This window comes from Legionella birminghamensis (genome assembly GCF_900452515.1).
GTDB lineage: Bacteria > Pseudomonadota > Gammaproteobacteria > Legionellales > Legionellaceae > Legionella_C > Legionella_C birminghamensis.
This window is the reverse complement of record NZ_UGNW01000001.1, coordinates 623,295-639,769: the sequence shown is the minus strand read 5'-3', so window position 1 is coordinate 639,769 and position 16,475 is coordinate 623,295. Positions and strand designations below refer to the sequence as shown.

The window sequence follows — 16,475 nt, the reverse complement described above, 5'->3', positions numbered from 1 at the left end:
ACATTTTTATACTCTCAATAACGAACACAATGCTCGAAAAGGAGAGTCACTATGAAAGAAACAATAATCAGAAAAATTGTTAAAAAGAAAAGCGCAATGAAACGCAAAGGATACTGCGGTCCTGGTACTTGCATTGGCTAATTAAAATCATGCACCCTTAAACTGGGTGCATAAAAATAGAGCAAAAATTATGTATTTACCCGATTTGAATGACTTGAAATGCTATAAAAACGCCAGGATTATTTCGCGCTATAATACCGACTATCCTGATGCGAAAATGCAGGCCGAAGAGGCATTATCTGAGTTAATGAAATTCATCTGGCTTTGCATGAAACACAAATCTGACAAGAAGGCGAATCCCAACAATGACTCACTCAATTTTTCCTGTCTGATTCATTCTGAAATGGCTGAGATTGATAATATGTGGCATACGTTTCTTTTGTTCACCAAAGATTATCAACATTTTTGCCAAACTTACCTTGGTGGTATTTTCTTTCATCATGAACCAGTCGCAGACACGGAAAACAACACGCCAAATGATGACTATGAACAGGAATTAACGCGGTATTTATCCTACATTTACGATAATCTTGGAGAAGAAACAGTATTAAAATGGTTTGCACACTAATCTGGACATTGGGCTTCAGCGAATTGCCTCTCGGCACGCATTATTTTATCCATGTTCTCTTCTGTCCAGCTAGTGAGAGAACCAAGGATATTAGCCAACTCCCTTCCTAATGGCGTGAGAGAATATTCCACCTTCATGGGTAATACAGGAAAAGACTCTCTTGCTATGAATCCGATCCCCTCCAATTTATTCAATGTTTGTGTCAGCATTTTGGGAGAAATGCCACCAATTTCACGTTTTAATTCGCCAAATCGATAAGTATTCTTTAGCAAAATGCTCACTGTTAAAATTGACCATTTATCACTGATCTTTTCCAAGACATTCCGTGAGGGGCATTGCTCAGCATATATTGAAAACTTCTGAGAATTGTCTGACACTTTCAGCTCGTAACTTCAGTTCATTTCTTCCATGTATTGGCGAAGTTTTTTCATTGCATTTTTTTCAAGCTGCCGTACTCTCTCGGCTGAAACGCTATATTTTTCGGCCAGATCCTGCAAAGTCACTTTATCGTCGGATAGCCAGCGCTGCTGCAAGATATCCTGGCTTCTCTCATCAAGGCGTTCAAAAGCAACGGATAAATTATCCCGACCCAGTTCACCGCTTCGCTCCTGCTCAACCAGATAAGCGGGATCATTATGTTCTTCATATAGGAAGTGGGCAGGCGCCTTGTAAGCCTCATCGTCCTCATCGGTGGCCAGGGCATCATAGGAAGGATCCATGGCATTTAATCGCTGCTCCATCAAAAGGACTTCCTCGCGGGGAACCCCCAAATCTTTGGCAACATCATCAACTTCCTGACAGCTCATCCAACCCAGGCGGTTCTTCATTTGCCGCAGATTAAAAAATAATTTACGCTGCGCTTTGGTCGTTGCGACCTTCACAATACGCCAGTTGCGTAATACAAACTCATGAATCTCTGCCTTAATCCAATGGACTGCAAAAGAAACCAGACGCACTCCCATTTTTGGATCAAAGCGCTTTACCGCCTTCATCAGACCAATATTGCCTTCCTGAATTAAATCGTTTAAAGGCAAACCATAGCCCAGATAACCGCGGGCAACGCGCACTACATAGCGTAAATGGGCCAATACCAGTTGGCGTGCGCTTTCCAAATCGTTTTCATTTTGAAAGCGTTCGGCATAATCATGTTCTTCTTCAGCAGAAAGCATTGGGATAAGATTCACTCGATGAATATAGGCATCGAGGCTTCCAATGGGTAAATTGACTGATGCTAGTTGTAACTGCTGATTCATACTGCTCCTCCAGTTATTCCACCACCATAAATCAAAAAGCTAAAGCTGTCATCCTGTTTGAAAGTAATTATATGATTAGAGAGACAGCGGGAAAATTAGAAAACACTGTTCAAGCTGTTTGATATCATATTATACACCCTTTGTAAAGAAAATTACAATATGGCTGCCCTGCTCCCGTCTTTTCGAATGAAGATGAGAAGCCACTGCGTCGCTTGTCAATAATAAGGTCCTATTGCAGCCAACTGCCTTCTTACAGACAACCTGGCTCCCAACCAACCTAAAAGAATGGCTGCCAGTACTATGGAATAGGCTTGCTGTACTGACAATCCCTGAAGAGGATAGTTCATATGATAGACAGAGGCTAGCTCCTGCACAGCGACGGCAATGCTCAGCATAAAAATATTGACAAAAAGCACAGCAAAAATTGCCCCGAGCAAACCATACCAGACACCTGAATAAAGGAAAGGACGAAGAATAAATGACTCTGTCGCACCAATTAATTTTAACACCTGGATTTCTTCATGACGGTTATGGATAGCCAGACGCAAGGTATTACCCACAATTAATACGACTGCGGATGCCAACAAGGCCATCAGGGCATGGGCAATTTTTCCAGCAAATCCCAAAATGGCATGCAAACGGGTAATCCATTCCATGTCGAGCTTCGCCTGCTCAACCTGCGGAAGAGACTGCAAACGCTCGAATAACTGCCTGACCTGCAAGGGATTATTCACTGAAACGGCAGGAATAACATCGATAACGGCGGGCAATGGATTTTCAGGTAGATATTTCATAATATCATGCATGCCCTCCTGCTGTTGGAGTTCCTGCATACCTTCATCAGCTGTTTTCAAAGAAGCCTGCCCCACTCCGGACACCGAGCGAATTTCCTGTAATAAAGCAGTCTGTTCAGCAGGGGTGACCGTCGGTTTCAAATAAAGTGAAATGTGGCCCCCTTGCTGCCAATCAATAGTTAACTGATTTAAATTATCCGAAAAAACCCAGAATAAAGTGGGCAAGGTCAATGCAATCGCTATGACAATTACCGTCATCATGGTCGCCAGGGGCTTCCGGCAAAGATGATTAAAGCTGTTGGTCGCTGCCTGTAAATGATAAGCGCCCACCTGACGAAGATCATTCAGCATATCCGGCCTCCCTTCAGCATAATGATTCGATTTTTCATTCCGGCAATTAAAGCCAGATCATGGGTGGCAATCAAAACGCTCACGCCAACCTGGTTGAAAAGCGCAAATAGCTTCATAATTTCAGCCGACAAGCCAGGATCAAGGTTTCCTGTCGGTTCATCCGCTAGTAATAAATCCGGTTTGTGGACTACAGCCCGCGCGATGCCTATTCGCTGCTGCTCGCCGCCAGATAAATGAATGGGCAGCATTTTTTCCTTACTAAGCAGACCAACCATGTCCAGCGCGGCATGAACGCGTTTGGCAATTTGCACAGGATGAATTGCCTGGATCTGTAAAGGGAGGGCGACATTATCAAAGACGCTGCGATCATTGAGCAAATGAGGAGACTGGAATGTAATCCCCAGACTGCTGCGATATCGGGCGATATCATTATTGCGTAACTGATTCAGGCGAACATTATTCACAGTCACTTGCCCGGACGAAGGATCTTCCAATTTGGCAATCAGCTTTAACAAGGTACTTTTGCCAGCGCCTGAATGACCTGTAAGAAAAGCCATTTCTCCTCTTTCAAGAGAAAAATCAACCTGGCTTAATGCTTCAAACCCACCCGGATAGCGTTTACTGACCTGTTCAAATTTAATTATCATTAAACAATGCCCTGACAAATTGTGACGGCTCAAAGGGACGCAGATCGTCGATTCCCTCACCAATTCCCAAATAGCGAAATGGTATCGCTAACTCATTGGCAATCGCAAATAAAATTCCGCCGCGCGCTGTTCCATCCAGCTTGGTCATGGTGATACCCGACAAACCAATTGCCTGATGGAATTCGCGCGCCTGATTCAGGGCATTTTGCCCTATACTGGCATCAAGCACCAGCATTGTTTCATGGGGGGCTGCGGGATTAATTTTCTGCATGACCCGTTTCACTTTTTTAAGCTCTTCCATCAGATTATTCTGGGTATGCAAACGACCGGCAGTGTCTGCGATCAATATATCTATTCCGCGGGCAGTTGCCGCCTGCAGGGCATCATAAATAACAGAGGCGCTGTCTGCCCCAGTATGTTGGGCGATCACGGGGATTTGATTTCTTGCTCCCCAAACCTGGAGCTGCTGGACCGCAGCAGCGCGGAACGTATCCCCTGCAGCAAGCATAACTTTTTTACCCTGTTGCTGGAATTGCTTGGCCAGCTTGCCAATTGTAGTGGTTTTTCCAGCCCCGTTCACGCCTACAGCCAGAATAACAAAGGGTTTATGCTGCTGATTGTCGATAAGTAAGGGTTCAGAGCAAGGCGAAAGAATTGCCTCCAGTTTTTCTTTCAGGCTGGAAAATACGGCATCCCCATCATTGAGTTGTTTTCTCGCCATCCCCTCATTTAATTGCTGTAAAATCTCCTGGCTGGTTTCAATTCCCAGGTCAGCGCTAATCAATAAGGTTTCCAGCTCATCCATCAACCCCGCATCTATTTGCTTTTTACCCAGCAGTAAACGCCCAACGCTGTCCCCAAACTGCTGCCGGGTTTTAGCCAAGCCGCGTTTAAAACGCGTAAACAGGCTCAATCGTGGTTCTTCTTCCTGAGCTTCTGGCAAAGAATGCTCATCAATCGAAGCCGCCTCGATTTCTTCGGGTTTGACTGTAAAATTTTCCTCAGCCCCCGCTGAAGTATCGATTTCAGGCGTTGGCAGCGGATTTTCAGAAGAAACATCCTGTTTTTTTTTAAACCATTTAATCATAAGGTATACAAAAGAGAGGAAATATGGAATTCTATCACTTTTTTTCGCTGGGAGTTAATCCATGCGCCTTGTATTTGCAATTTTCTTCACCTTGCTGTCCTCCCTCGCTTTGGCTGGGGTACAGAAATTTACTTTGGACAATGGATTGAAAGTAATTGTTAAGGAAGATCACCGCGCCCCTGTGGCTGTGGTCATGGTTTGGTACAATGTCGGCTCTGCTGATGAGCCTGGCGGAATAACCGGCGTATCCCATGCGCTGGAACATTTAATGTTTAAAGGCACACCCAAATACCCTCTCGGCGCTTTTTCAAAAACAATTGCCGGAATTGGGGGACAGGAAAACGCCTTTACTAATAACGATTATACAGCCTATTTTGAAAAAATATCTGCCACTCAACTTCCTATTGCTTTTGAACTGGAAGCGGATCGTATGCAAAACCTGCTATTGGATCCCCAGGAATTCTCCAGGGAAATAAAAGTCATCCAGGAAGAACGGCGCATGCGTACGGATGATAATCCGCAAGCGCTTACTTTTGAACGCTATCTGGCGACTGCCCATTTGGCTGCCCCTTATCACCACCCAGTGATTGGCTGGATGACTGATTTGGAGCAAATGAGCGTTAATGACGCACGTGCATGGTACCAGAGTTTTTACACCCCAAATAATGCCACCCTGGTGGTCGTTGGGGATGTTAATCCGGCAAAAGTGCATGAATTGGCAAAATTATATTTTAGCCCGCTTAAGAAAAAACCAAATTTTGTACGCAAATCCCAGCAGGAACCGCCTAATCTTGGGGCTAAATCCGTCGCCATCCATGCCCCCGCAAAGCTGCCAATGCTTATGTTTGGCTATTCAGTCCCCAGTGTTAAAACAGCAAAAACCAATTGGGAACCTTATGCTCTGGAAGTGATCGCCGGGATTCTGGACGCAGGGGAAAGCTCACGGTTTGCCAAAAACCTCGTTCGCGGCAGCCATATGGCCAGCAATGTGGATATTTATTACAACTTGTATAACCGATATCAAACACAGTTTGTCCTTTTTGGTATCCCTACTCAATCGCATACTATGGACGAATTAAAAACGGCTTTGCTGCGCGAAATTCATCGTCTGCAAACCGAGCCGGTCAACGAAGTCGAATTGAATCGAATCAAAACACAGATTATCGCCCAGAAAACCTTTGAAAAAGATTCTATTTTTGGGCAAGCGATGGAACTGGGGTTACTGGAAACTATCGGATTGGGCTGGGAAACTGCCGAAGCTTATACGGCTAAAATCGAGGCCATTACACCTGCGCAAATTCAGGAAGCTGCCCAACGTTATTTTAATGACAATACAATCACAGAAGCACGTTTGTATCCATTATTGCAGTCCAAGGAATTACAATGAGAACAATTTACTTTTTATTTGGTTTACTAATCAGCAGTTTAAGTTTAAGCGCTCATGCGGCTTCCTTTAAAACTGAAAAGTGGAATACCAGCAATGGGGCGCGCGTTGTTTTTTACCAGGCTAATGAAGTGCCCATGCTTGATATCAGCGTGGCTTTCGCAGCCGGTTCCGCTTATGACGGCAATTATTTTGGCTTAAGTGCGCTGACTAACCGCCTGCTGGATCAGGGAAACGGCAATCTGGATGCTAATCAGATCGCCGAAAAAATAGCCAATACCGGCGCTCAGTTCAATAGCGAAGCCAGCCGGGATATGGCCATATTGCGCCTGAAAACCTTAACCAGCAAGCCCGCATTAAACGACGCGCTGGACATCTTTACCCTTATCATTAACAAACCCAATTTCAAGCTGGATGCACTTAACCGCGAAAAAAACCAGCAGATCATTGCGATAACCCAGGCGCAAGAATCCCCTGGCGACATCGCCAATAATTTATTTTTCAACAAGCTCTATAAGAATCATCCCTATGCCCATCCAGTCAATGGAACTGTTGACGCATTGAAAAAAATATCCAGCTGGCAGGTTAGGGATTTTTATAAAAAGTATTATGTGGCCAATAATGCCGTTATTGTCATGGTAGGAGCAATCAGCAGCCAGCAAGCCCATGAAATTGCTGAAAGATTGGTTAAGAATTTGCCGACTGGTACTAAAGCGCCTTCAATCGCAAAATCAGAGCCTTTCGCTGGCCCGGAACAGGTTAATTTCAATTTTTCATCTTCGCAGACAGTCCTGAAACTGGGACAAGTAGGCATACAACATGATAATCCCGATTATTTTCCATTAATGGTCGGAAATTACATTCTTGGCGGCGGCTCTTTGGTCTCTCGCCTTTCAAATGAAATTCGCGAGAAAAATGGCCTGACCTATGGAATAAGCAGCCAATTCATGCCTATGCCGGGTAATGGTCCTTTTATGATTAGTTTCTCCACACAGAATAATCAGACTCAGCAAGCACTCAAGATGACTCAGGACACGTTGAATGATTTTCTGAAAACAGGTCCGTCAGACGAAGAGCTAAATGCCACCAAACAGTATCTGATCGGCAGCTTTCCTCTATCGTTATCAAGCAACACAAATATTGCTGGCATGCTCCTGCGCATGAGCTTCTATAATCTACCTGATAACTACCTGGATACTTATGTAGCACGTATTGAAGCAGTAACAACAGCTGACATTAAAAAAGCATTTGATACAACTATTCATCCAGAACGCATGCTACTGGTTAGCGTAGGGAAAATGTGAAAAATACAGTAAGAATCATTGGCGGTAAATTCCGCGGAAAAAAGATTAACTTTCCATCGTCCGAGGGATTGAGGCCTACTCCCGACCGCGTTAAGGAAACCCTTTTTAACTGGCTAATGCATTCCATTAACGGCAAGCGCTGCCTGGATGCATTCGCCGGCAGCGGATCACTGGGATTTGAGGCCTTATCACGCGGCGCCGCCCATGTTGTTTTTCTGGAAGCTTCAAAACCGGTCATTGAGCAACTCCGGAAAACGGCAGCGGCTTTTCCGGCCAATGATATTCAGATAATTCATACTGATGCCCGTCTTTATCTTAAAAAATGCCAGCAGAGCTTCGATCTCATCTTCCTTGACCCCCCTTTTTCGGATAATCTGCAGGAAGCCTGTATTCAGGATATCGCCGAAGCTAATCTGCTTGTACGCGGCGGTTTTCTTTATGTTGAATCCCCAGTGTCGCTGGCACTTGAAACGACTCAGTGGAAACTGCTCAAGGTCAAACAGGCAGGACAGGTATTTTTTTCACTTTATGAAAAACTTTAGGCCCTCTAAGCCCAGGAAAGCCGGTGATTTTCTGACCTCCTGCTTAAAGTACTTCTTGACAAGGTGACAGCCTCCTGTTTCAATCATTGCAGTACTGATCTATTAAACAGCCGAACAAATAATGAACAAAAAATTGGCACTATTGATTGCGACTGCTATCTTATTGCAAGCTTGTAAAGGCACGGGAATCTATAAAAAACCTCCAATGAATGATCCAAGCGATGATGCAACGATTAAACTTGCGGAAGCGGCTTCTTCTATCAGCGATTCCATGCTGCAGATGACCAGAGTCGAGAAAAGTATCGTTCCTCCCAATGTAGATAATACGCTCACAATTCCTAATGCCTACAATCTCCAGGCCAGAGCATCGGTTGACTGGTCCGGCCCTATTGAGGAATTAACCGCACGTATTGCCAAAGCCGCCCATTATCGACTAAGGGTACTCGGCCCGGAGCCTGCTATTCCGGTACTGATCAGTCTTAATGCCAAAGATCAAAGCCTTGCCGAAATCCTGCGGAATATTGATTATCAGGCAAAACACAAGGCGAATATCCATGTTTATCCAAACAGTCAGGTAGTTGAATTAAGATATGTCAAAATTTATTCCTAGTTTAAGTTTTTGCTGCTTGACCCTTTTGGTGGCATGTTCGCATCGGTCCACAGTGACGGTTATTGATACCAGCACACTGCCAGGATTAATCGCGATGGGCAATACCGGCGCTGCTGCACGCAGTATGCCCACCATAGGTAAAATCAGGGAAATGGCGCTGAAGGAAACCGCTTTAAGTCTTGGTGCTCAATCCGGGCTGGCCTGGCGAGCCTGCCAGATTAATGATGAGCTGACAAGACAGCAAAGGACTCTGGATGCGGTCTATGACTTTAATAGCCTTATTCTTGAAAATAATATTTTACCGCCAGTTTTGCTGGAAGGCCGCAACACCTTAAATCTTGCGGATATGCAGACTATTCACGTTTCCGACAGGGTATACAAGGTCGCGAAACAATCTCATTTTGTGACAACCCCTCCCACCTGGCGCCAATATCTGTGGATGGACTACAAAAAACCGGAAACACCCCATGTAAGCCTGCTGCCTAAATGCAAGGAAGAGAAGATAATCTGGAACACTTATGTAGAAAAAGGTTGGAAAAATGGTGTTGACCAGGCGAATACCATCCTGGAGGAAAGTGTTGCCCGTATTAAAGAAGATTTTTCAGGAATGATTCTCTATCGAAAACTTTTAGCCATGAATATGGTTTCTCCTCCCTTTGTATCCCATACCGAATTAGGGATCACCGGGGATGCTTCAGAAATCCACATTGACGATCGCGTCCTGCGTATCACTGCTCTTCCCGGCCTTAACATTAACAGCAAGGAATGGCGTGCAGCGGTGGAGAAAGACGAGAATGCCTTGGAGCAGTTTAAGAATATGGATAAACTGGCGCAGAACACCAATATCACGGTCACCAGCAAAGCCTGGCAGCCTGTAATCGCGCCGGTGAATTAATAGCAATCCCTTCGCAATGAAGACAAGTTAATTCTTCTGAAAAATTGAGACAAAGCGCTGGAATGGCTACACTTAACAGGTGTAGCCTTGATAAGCAAGCGCAAGGTCATCAAGCAACAGGCTAGGCCAAATTAAAGCCTGAATAATTCACAAAATCAATTTCAACTCTTTAAATTCAGGATTGCATATGAGTAACATTAATCTGATGCCAGATGAGCCCACTCGATTCACGCCAATTTTTATGGATAAAATGCTTGAGCATGCCGAAAGTCTGCATGCTTCTGACATCACCATTCAAACGGGTTCGCCCATTTTTGCTGAAGTGTACGGCAGGCTTTTGAAAATCACGAATCGTAGTTTATCCAATACTGAATTGGGTGATCTGATTAACTCGATTTATGGGCCTAACGCCACGACTCAGCTATTATCCGGTAAAGATATCGATACTCACTATGAGTTTCGTCCCAATCGCGGCGTTCGATACCGCTACCGCGTCAATGCCACTGCTTGCCTGGTCGAGGGCCATGATGCCATACAAATCACATTAAGAACGATTCCTACTACCCCTCCAAAACTGGAGACTATGGGACTTCCCGACAATATTCTGGAAGCGATTGCGCCCCAGGAAGGCATTGTTTTTATCACCGGAGCGACTGGTTCGGGCAAATCTACACTTCTTGCTTCTATCATTCGTGAACTGATTGAAACCCGAGAGTCCAATCGGAAGGTTCTTACTTATGAAGCACCTATTGAGTTCGTTTTTGATGAAATTGAAACCATATCGGCAGTTGTCAGCCAATCGGAAATACCAAGGCATTTACCCGATTTCGCAGATGGGGTTCGTAATGCACTGCGTCGAAAGCCTCGTCTGATTATGGTGGGAGAATGCCGGGATGCTGAAACAATCAGCGCGGCGCTTGAAGCGGCATTAACCGGACACCCTGTTTATACCACCCTGCATACTTCTGGAGTAGCCGAAACCATGCGCCGTTTGGTAACCTCATTTAGCGGAGAAGAACGTTTGGGCCGTACCATTGATATTCTGGAAACGATTCGCCTCTGTATCTGGCAAAAACTGGTCCCTACTGTTGATGAAAAACGGGTAGCCTTAAGAGAATACCTGGTTTTTGATGAAGAGGTACGTGATATCCTGCTGGAAGGCGATCCTAATGAAGTAACTTCTCTAACTCGTAAACTGGTGCGTCAGAAAGGCCAGTTAATGACGGTAGATGCCCGGAATAAATTCGAACAGGGAATTATTAGTGAACGGGTTTATAAGTTGATTATGGCGGGTACGAAAGATTATCAGAGAGAATAATTGTAAGGATCGCCTATCAATTAAATCCCCTCGGCTTGTGTCTGAGGGATCCAGAAGACTCGTAGAGAAACACTGGACCCTGCAAGTGCATGAGAATTAAAAGCTATCGTATTCCCGCGGCTTCGACCGCGGGGCCCACACGAAGCCAATTTAATGTTAAGAACACTTGTTTATGACGACCTGTTAAATCCTATTTTTTGGCAACATTGAAACCTGTCTGAGGACCATACTACTCCAACAGGCATGAGCCCCGCGGTCGATGCCGCGGGGATTCGGGGTGGTCTACACCGGGATTCGGGATATTCGCTACCACTGGAAGCGATAGTCGCCATTATTCCCCGGCACTCGCTTCGACATTCGCTCCCGGCGAGCTGACGGCGCTGGCTGCTTTCTTAACACCCTTCATCGCGTAACCGCTGAGCTGTTTATCGATCTGCTGAGCCGCTTTAGCTGTGCTGGCACCAGCGTCACTTATCTGTTTCTTGGGTTCTTCAGCCCATTGCGAGGTTTCCTGGCCAATACCTTCAGGTTGGCCGCCAATCCATCGCAGCACTTTATCAGGAAGATAGGTGATCAGCGTGAACGATTTGGTTACTGCGGTTACATACATCATGGTATAAACGAGAATGGAGAAGAAGAATCCATAAATACCCGCCCATCCTGTATATCCTGTACTTGTATTGATTGCACCCGCCTGCTTGCTCGGATCACCCGATGAACTGCTGTAACTAAAGGCTGAGCCGCTTGGATCCCCCTGAATAAAGGTAACCACATTATAGAAACCGGCATTGATAATCCATACCACCACATAGGACAGGGCTATCGCTGCAATATACCCAATAATCATCATCGCAGGGCGTAAAAAGACATTCATGAGAATCATAATGGCCTGTTCCCCTTTACCGAAGGCACCCTCACCCTCAGGATGGGTGATACCCAAGGCAACAATGGGTGCCGCGACCATCGCCTCAATCACTGCAATCAGCCATGCCATAGTACCAAAGGTAAAAATCATATACGGCAGGAAGGGAATAAAATAGGCCGTAGTAAATCCAATGCTGACCATTGTACCTAACCAGGCAATCAATAGCGGCATTACCATGGCGATCAATGGGAATATGAATACACCAAACCAGGGGATCAATATACTGGTAATCGCCATCATCAGGAGATAAATCCATAGTTCATTGGCAAAGTTGATATAGTTTACCCCCATATTTGCCAGTGCAATGACCGGATTTACCGTAGGCTGCTGAATAAACGATACACCGTAGGTGAAAATCTGAGCCATCCCCTGCAAGGGCACAGAAAGGAAGGTCAGGACCACCATATTGATGATTTGCGCCATCATGGAGAGGAACAGATTAAACAGGGTTACGAAGATAACGTTATATAGCAGCACCCCAAACATTTCGCCCAGACAGAATACGAAGAACAGAATCTGTACCTTACCGCAACTAAAGCTCATTGGTTTGAGGTAAAAGGGGGTAAACGTAATGTTAATCTTCATGGCGAACTTTGGCGCGGTAACAATGCCTGGTTGTCCAGGTAATTGTACCATGGAGGCATTGGTGATATAGCCATAGGTGGTTGAAGAGCCCAGGCCGCTTACTGCTTTATGGCTTATGGAATTAAAGGTCGGGGCATCTAATCCGGAATTTAATACGGTCGATCCATCAATCAGGCCAGCGATGTGTTTTACGTATTTATCATCGCCCTGATACCATTGGCATAACTCGGAGTACTGTCCCTTACAGGTTCCGTCTCCACCAAAGGCATTAGTCATTGTGCTGGTGTCAGCAGAGCTGCTATTAAGACCTGAGTCAGAATCCGTTTGATTCGACAACTTGATATCTGAAGAGTTAATTTTAGCGAGGTCAATAAAGTAACTGCCAGCCATTAGCCATCCCTGAGCTTCTGCCTTGGCAATAAAATCCCTGACATTATCCTTAGTGCTGCTTTCACTGGCCTGCTGGAAAAGATTGAGCGTGGGCAGCATAATCCCATTATAATCCGCCACAGCCCCCTGAAACTCGGTACCATTGAACAGTGGCGCTGTCGAGCTGGAAGAGGAATCACTTCCCCATGAGATACAATCTTTATCCGGGCTGGTACAAGGCACTCCTGTCGACATGTAGGGAACGCCATATTGCTGGATGGCAACTTTTGAGAACTTGCTATCTTTGTCGGAATTCCCTCCTGTTGTACTTTGAGGGTTTAATTTGGGGTCATTATTGACCATCACAGTCGCCACCTGCGATAGATCCTGATACATCTGTTGAATGGCAATCGCCCGGGACATTTTTACAGTGTCGATTTCATTCTTATCCAGAGTTGAAATATTTTTTTCGATTGTTGTAATCTTGTCAGCAGGATAGGAATTCCACTGAATGGTTCCGCAGATCCCATTTAAAAACGCATAGGCAGAATCAGAACCGAAGTTAGGCATTGGAACAGACTGCTTCGAGTTGTTCGGATTATTATTTTGCACAGTAACCACATTCACTGAATTAAGAAAGTCAGGCACATTATTCTGACAAAAATCCTGCATCTGCTTGCTAGGTCCATTGGTACAGGGACCGGAGTTTTTGGCCGATTGATTCTTATATCCCTGCTGGACAGTGCTCAGTGTATTCTGTAATCCAAGCATACAGACTTGTCCCGCCAAAATAGCGGATGCCCCGGTTGCAATGCTGCCATTATCCCCGAGAATTGATTTCATTGGATCCATCTGGGCCTGAACAATCACCCCTCCCCTGTTCAGATAACTTAATGCCGCCTGCCAGACTTTATCAGCTGCCCCAACCCCCTGGACGACTACCCACATGACGAAAATCTGCATCAGGCAGTAACCGGAAGCCTTTGGGATCAAAAGTGCCAAACCAAAAGTGGAACGCAAAGGAACCCAGATAGAAGACCACTTCTGCCCAAGCATCTGGCCTTCATGGGCAGTATTAACGGTAGACACCAGCAGGGTGTACATAATGATGATTCCGCCGAGAGCCAATACCGCAGAGTTAAAGACTCCAAACATGGTTCCCATAATCTGGCTGCCAGTACCATGCAATACGCCGTCAACTATACCAAAGATATTCCCCAGAAAAACAACTGAATAATCACTGGGCGGGGGGGCAAAACTGATAGAACTTCCGCTGCTGCCGGCGCCAGAGCTGTCTTGAGCGATAGCTAATACAGGCATTAAAGCCGAAATCAGACCCAATAATAATTTATTCATGTTTTTCACCTAACAGACCCTTCCTATACCATTCCTTGAAAGAAACTCCTAATCGACGATGCTTAATCTGGTAATACCAAAAGTGATAGCGGAAAGCCAGAGCCAAGGCAATAAGCATTACAACCAGGCTAATTAATACTGCTTTTAGAGAGCCGTAAAATACATGATAACCCGCATAACCAAACATAAAAACAGCCGCGATCACCATAATGATGCTCAGGCGGTATAAACCTTTCTGACGAGCAAGCAACTCGGCATCATCTATATGCAATTCCCGAACAGCCTGTTTGAATGATTCGCCTGTTGTACTCTGTTGGGGGACAAACATTTTTTTAAATCCATTACCCAGGTAAATAGTAAAGGATTTCAAACGATCATAATCAATCCAATAACGAATGTTAAAGATACTCCTGATAATAGTACCTATTCGCGAATGACTTTCTTTTTTCATAAAATTTACTTTCTATGTATTAGATTTTTCTACCACTTACTATACTATAGTAGTTACATAGCCCCCAGTCTATCAATTAGTTTGACAGTAAAAAAAGAGTAAATGTATGCCTGATCTAAGTCATGAAGCCTCAGCCCAATACTGGTTTGAATATGTCGATCCAATGATCTATCGCGTCATCACCTTTATGGAAAGCGTGGAAGACTGGACAATGGATGGCAATCCCGAATTGGAGGCAGCAATTAAACAGCTCGGAGAAGAACTCGATGACATCGATAAAATCGATATGGGAATGCTAGGCCAGGAGGATGCCTTCATTCGCATGGCCGGAAATATTAAATCGGGTCGCGGCTTGAGGCTTTTACAAGCCATTGATACTGTACATCCGGGTAGTGCTTCGCGTATTCTGATTCATGCGGAAGAAACCAGCCTGGGCAGTCACGATCCAGCCGGTTTTTTTCTGAAAAGAAATATTACATTTGAACGCCTGCGCCTGCTGGGACGCGTTTTTTCAGAATATCGCTTAAAACTTGTTGCTCGTGCTCTTGAAGGGGAAGAATAATGCTATTAAAACTGAAACAGGCTTTACCTGCTTTACTGTTAATTTGTACATCGGCCGTGATGGCAGAAGATGCTCCGCCAGCGGGCGGGGATGCCGGCGGGGGAAATCAAAGCGATCTGCCCACCTATCTGCAAAACCTTGGAAAATATTTCGGCTATGACATCACCCAGTACTGTACAACAGGAAGCACCTGTGGCCAGGGAGCCAGCGGCGCGAGTACATTCAGCAATCTGCTATTGAACTCGCAAAATAATCTGAACCCGGAAGTATCCAGTTATTACAGTTTTCTGGGCGCCCTGCTTTCTCCGGGAAGCTCCAGTGGCGGCAGCAGCGGCCAGGGAGCGCCTATCGTTAATGGCGGTTCACAAGGCAACAATACAATCAACAGTCTGGCAGCAACTACATTCCCATCCTATGGCAGCAGTTCAGGAAGCGGGGTGAGCGCTTCAGCCTTAATTGATCAGACTGCGAATAAGCAATACTTGTCTGATCCCGTAAGCCAGGCGGTTTTTAATATTTTAGCCACGCCCAACAGCAGCTACTGCGTCAATAATGATGGCACCTGGAAACAACAATGCCAGTATTTATATCGCAGTCTGGTAATGTCTAATGTTATCGGCACCCTGCCTTCAACTGATCAGTTTTTTACCAGCACCTATACCCAGGGATTGGTTTCACAGTTAAACAGCAATGCCTTACTTTCTCCATTACTGTTTAGCACCAACGCCAGTGGACAAACCAGCACCTCTTCGCCATTGATATCACAGGATTCGCAAAATCAGGGCTTAACAGCCAATAGTCAGGTACAGGAAGCTGCCAATTTTATTCGTTATGTCACTGGACAAGTGAATCCAGTTGCCCTGCCCGATCGAAACACCTACGATTCCTTGTATAATAAAGCACTTAACCTCAGTAAAAATACAGAACTCTCTGATCAGCTCCAGGCCCAAACCACTTTGACTGATTATCTCACCCGCCTTCGCACTTATGCGGCACAAGTATCTGTAGGCGTAAGCAATCTGTATTATATATTGTCAAAACGCATGCCTCAAAGCCTTGGCGGCAGCTCAGGCAATACCACCAGCCAGGCCTTGAGTGAATACACCATGGCAACCTGGCGACTTTTCAACAGCGACCAGAGCAGCAGCACTGGAGGACAACCCCAACAGCAATGGGTGGAGCAAATCAACACGGCCAACTCGGCAACTGTCCAAAAAGAAATCGCTGTTCTACTGGCTGAAATTAACTATCAAATGTATTTAAGCAGACAACAGCAAGAGCGTCTCTTATTAACAGAAACCATTCTGTTACTACAAAACTCCCACGCAGCAGAACCCGACGCAGGTCTCGCTACCGGCAGCAACAGCTCCGACTACCAAAACCCCTCATCCTCTTCGTAAAGGAACCGCGTATC

Annotated in this window: 16 protein-coding genes; 9 read left to right on the top strand and 7 right to left on the bottom strand. The window is 45.3% G+C overall.

Features of this window, described 5'->3' with window-relative positions; translation table 11 throughout:
* The first annotated feature begins 190 nt into the window (after positions 1 to 190).
* Entirely contained in the window at positions 191 to 628 is a 438-nt protein-coding gene (locus DYH42_RS02790) for a glycine-rich domain-containing protein (RefSeq protein ID WP_058522234.1), read from the top strand.
* Here the strand turns inward: DYH42_RS02790 and DYH42_RS02785 are convergent.
* The 5 genes from DYH42_RS02785 to ftsY form a co-directional block, all read right to left on the bottom strand.
* Complete coding sequence (locus DYH42_RS02785; protein WP_237758936.1) at positions 625 to 945, bottom strand: winged helix-turn-helix transcriptional regulator; 321 nt, start codon at positions 943 to 945, stop codon at positions 625 to 627. The two genes, DYH42_RS02790 and DYH42_RS02785, sit on opposite strands and share 4 nt — an antisense overlap.
* 75 nt (positions 946 to 1,020) lie before the next feature.
* The gene (gene rpoH / locus DYH42_RS02780) at positions 1,021 to 1,881 is read right to left on the bottom strand and encodes an RNA polymerase sigma factor RpoH (RefSeq protein WP_058522236.1); all 861 of its coding nucleotides are present in this window, start codon (positions 1,879 to 1,881) and stop codon (positions 1,021 to 1,023) included.
* A 215-nt stretch (positions 1,882 to 2,096) separates the two neighbouring features.
* Positions 2,097 to 3,026 (bottom strand): permease-like cell division protein FtsX, encoded by a 930-nt coding sequence (gene ftsX, locus DYH42_RS02775; RefSeq protein WP_058522237.1) that lies wholly within the window; start codon positions 3,024 to 3,026, stop codon positions 2,097 to 2,099.
* On the bottom strand, positions 3,020 to 3,670 hold the full coding sequence (gene ftsE / locus DYH42_RS02770) for a cell division ATP-binding protein FtsE (protein WP_058522388.1): 651 nt from the start codon (positions 3,668 to 3,670) through the stop codon (positions 3,020 to 3,022). The genes ftsX and ftsE overlap by 7 nt, the downstream gene beginning before the upstream one ends.
* Positions 3,663 to 4,760: a signal recognition particle-docking protein FtsY gene (gene ftsY / locus DYH42_RS02765; protein WP_058522238.1), complete on the bottom strand. Its 1,098-nt coding sequence runs from the start codon at positions 4,758 to 4,760 to the stop codon at positions 3,663 to 3,665. Before ftsY ends, ftsE begins: the two co-directional genes overlap by 8 nt.
* Before the next feature lie 61 nt (positions 4,761 to 4,821).
* Between ftsY and DYH42_RS02760 the strand changes: the two genes are divergently transcribed.
* The 6 genes from DYH42_RS02760 (at position 4,822) to dotB (ending at position 10,813) form a co-directional block, all read left to right on the top strand.
* Positions 4,822 to 6,147, top strand: a complete 1,326-nt coding sequence (locus DYH42_RS02760; protein WP_058522239.1) for a M16 family metallopeptidase — start codon at positions 4,822 to 4,824, stop codon at positions 6,145 to 6,147.
* Positions 6,144 to 7,448: a M16 family metallopeptidase gene (locus tag DYH42_RS02755; RefSeq protein WP_058522240.1), complete on the top strand. Its 1,305-nt coding sequence runs from the start codon at positions 6,144 to 6,146 to the stop codon at positions 7,446 to 7,448. The genes DYH42_RS02760 and DYH42_RS02755 overlap by 4 nt, the downstream gene beginning before the upstream one ends.
* Positions 7,445 to 7,990 carry a 16S rRNA (guanine(966)-N(2))-methyltransferase RsmD gene (rsmD, locus tag DYH42_RS02750; RefSeq protein WP_058522241.1) on the top strand — a complete coding sequence of 182 codons (546 nt, stop codon included), beginning with the start codon at positions 7,445 to 7,447 and terminating at the stop codon, positions 7,988 to 7,990. The genes DYH42_RS02755 and rsmD overlap by 4 nt, the downstream gene beginning before the upstream one ends.
* A 121-nt stretch (positions 7,991 to 8,111) precedes the next feature.
* Complete coding sequence (gene dotD / locus DYH42_RS02745) at positions 8,112 to 8,600, top strand: type IVB secretion system lipoprotein DotD (protein ID WP_058522242.1); 489 nt, start codon at positions 8,112 to 8,114, stop codon at positions 8,598 to 8,600.
* Entirely contained in the window at positions 8,581 to 9,495 is a 915-nt protein-coding gene (locus tag DYH42_RS02740; protein ID WP_058522243.1) for a type IV secretion system DotC family protein, read from the top strand. The genes dotD and DYH42_RS02740 overlap by 20 nt, the downstream gene beginning before the upstream one ends.
* A 205-nt stretch (positions 9,496 to 9,700) precedes the next feature.
* The gene (dotB, locus tag DYH42_RS02735; protein ID WP_058522389.1) at positions 9,701 to 10,813 is read left to right on the top strand and encodes a Dot/Icm type IV secretion system ATPase DotB; all 1,113 of its coding nucleotides are present in this window, start codon (positions 9,701 to 9,703) and stop codon (positions 10,811 to 10,813) included.
* Between the two features lie 331 nt (positions 10,814 to 11,144).
* Here dotB and dotA read toward each other — a convergent pair whose 3' ends face one another.
* Positions 11,145 to 14,048, bottom strand: a complete 2,904-nt coding sequence (gene dotA / locus DYH42_RS02730) for a type IVB secretion system protein DotA (RefSeq protein WP_058522244.1) — start codon at positions 14,046 to 14,048, stop codon at positions 11,145 to 11,147.
* On the bottom strand, positions 14,041 to 14,499 hold the full coding sequence (gene icmV, locus DYH42_RS02725; protein WP_058522245.1) for a type IVB secretion system protein IcmV: 459 nt from the start codon (positions 14,497 to 14,499) through the stop codon (positions 14,041 to 14,043). The genes dotA and icmV overlap by 8 nt, the downstream gene beginning before the upstream one ends.
* 106 nt (positions 14,500 to 14,605) lie before the next feature.
* Between icmV and icmW the strand changes: the two genes are divergently transcribed.
* Positions 14,606 to 15,061, top strand: a complete 456-nt coding sequence (gene icmW / locus DYH42_RS02720) for a type IVB secretion system protein IcmW (RefSeq protein WP_058522246.1) — start codon at positions 14,606 to 14,608, stop codon at positions 15,059 to 15,061.
* Positions 15,061 to 16,461 (top strand): type IVB secretion system protein IcmX, encoded by a 1,401-nt coding sequence (gene icmX, locus DYH42_RS02715; RefSeq protein ID WP_058522247.1) that lies wholly within the window; start codon positions 15,061 to 15,063, stop codon positions 16,459 to 16,461. Before icmW ends, icmX begins: the two co-directional genes overlap by 1 nt.
* Positions 16,462 to 16,475: the final 14 nt, after the last annotated feature.

What these genes read in the sequence shown, in the direction of transcription:
- dotA (WP_058522244.1), bottom strand. Translation starts at nt 14,048, where the DNA reads ATGAATAAATTATTATTGGGTCTGATTTCGGCTTTAATGCCTGTATTA.
- ftsX (WP_058522237.1), bottom strand. Translation starts at nt 3,026, where the DNA reads ATGCTGAATGATCTTCGTCAGGTGGGCGCTTATCATTTACAGGCAGCG.
- icmV (WP_058522245.1), bottom strand. Translation starts at nt 14,499, where the DNA reads ATGAAAAAAGAAAGTCATTCGCGAATAGGTACTATTATCAGGAGTATC.
- DYH42_RS02790 (WP_058522234.1), top strand. Translation starts at nt 191, where the DNA reads ATGTATTTACCCGATTTGAATGACTTGAAATGCTATAAAAACGCCAGG.
- DYH42_RS02740 (WP_058522243.1), top strand. Translation starts at nt 8,581, where the DNA reads ATGTCAAAATTTATTCCTAGTTTAAGTTTTTGCTGCTTGACCCTTTTG.
- dotB (WP_058522389.1), top strand. Translation starts at nt 9,701, where the DNA reads ATGCCAGATGAGCCCACTCGATTCACGCCAATTTTTATGGATAAAATG.
- rpoH (WP_058522236.1), bottom strand. Translation starts at nt 1,881, where the DNA reads ATGAATCAGCAGTTACAACTAGCATCAGTCAATTTACCCATTGGAAGC.
- icmW (WP_058522246.1), top strand. Translation starts at nt 14,606, where the DNA reads ATGCCTGATCTAAGTCATGAAGCCTCAGCCCAATACTGGTTTGAATAT.
- icmX (WP_058522247.1), top strand. Translation starts at nt 15,061, where the DNA reads ATGCTATTAAAACTGAAACAGGCTTTACCTGCTTTACTGTTAATTTGT.
- DYH42_RS02760 (WP_058522239.1), top strand. Translation starts at nt 4,822, where the DNA reads ATGCGCCTTGTATTTGCAATTTTCTTCACCTTGCTGTCCTCCCTCGCT.
- dotD (WP_058522242.1), top strand. Translation starts at nt 8,112, where the DNA reads ATGAACAAAAAATTGGCACTATTGATTGCGACTGCTATCTTATTGCAA.
- ftsY (WP_058522238.1), bottom strand. Translation starts at nt 4,760, where the DNA reads ATGATTAAATGGTTTAAAAAAAAACAGGATGTTTCTTCTGAAAATCCG.
- DYH42_RS02755 (WP_058522240.1), top strand. Translation starts at nt 6,144, where the DNA reads ATGAGAACAATTTACTTTTTATTTGGTTTACTAATCAGCAGTTTAAGT.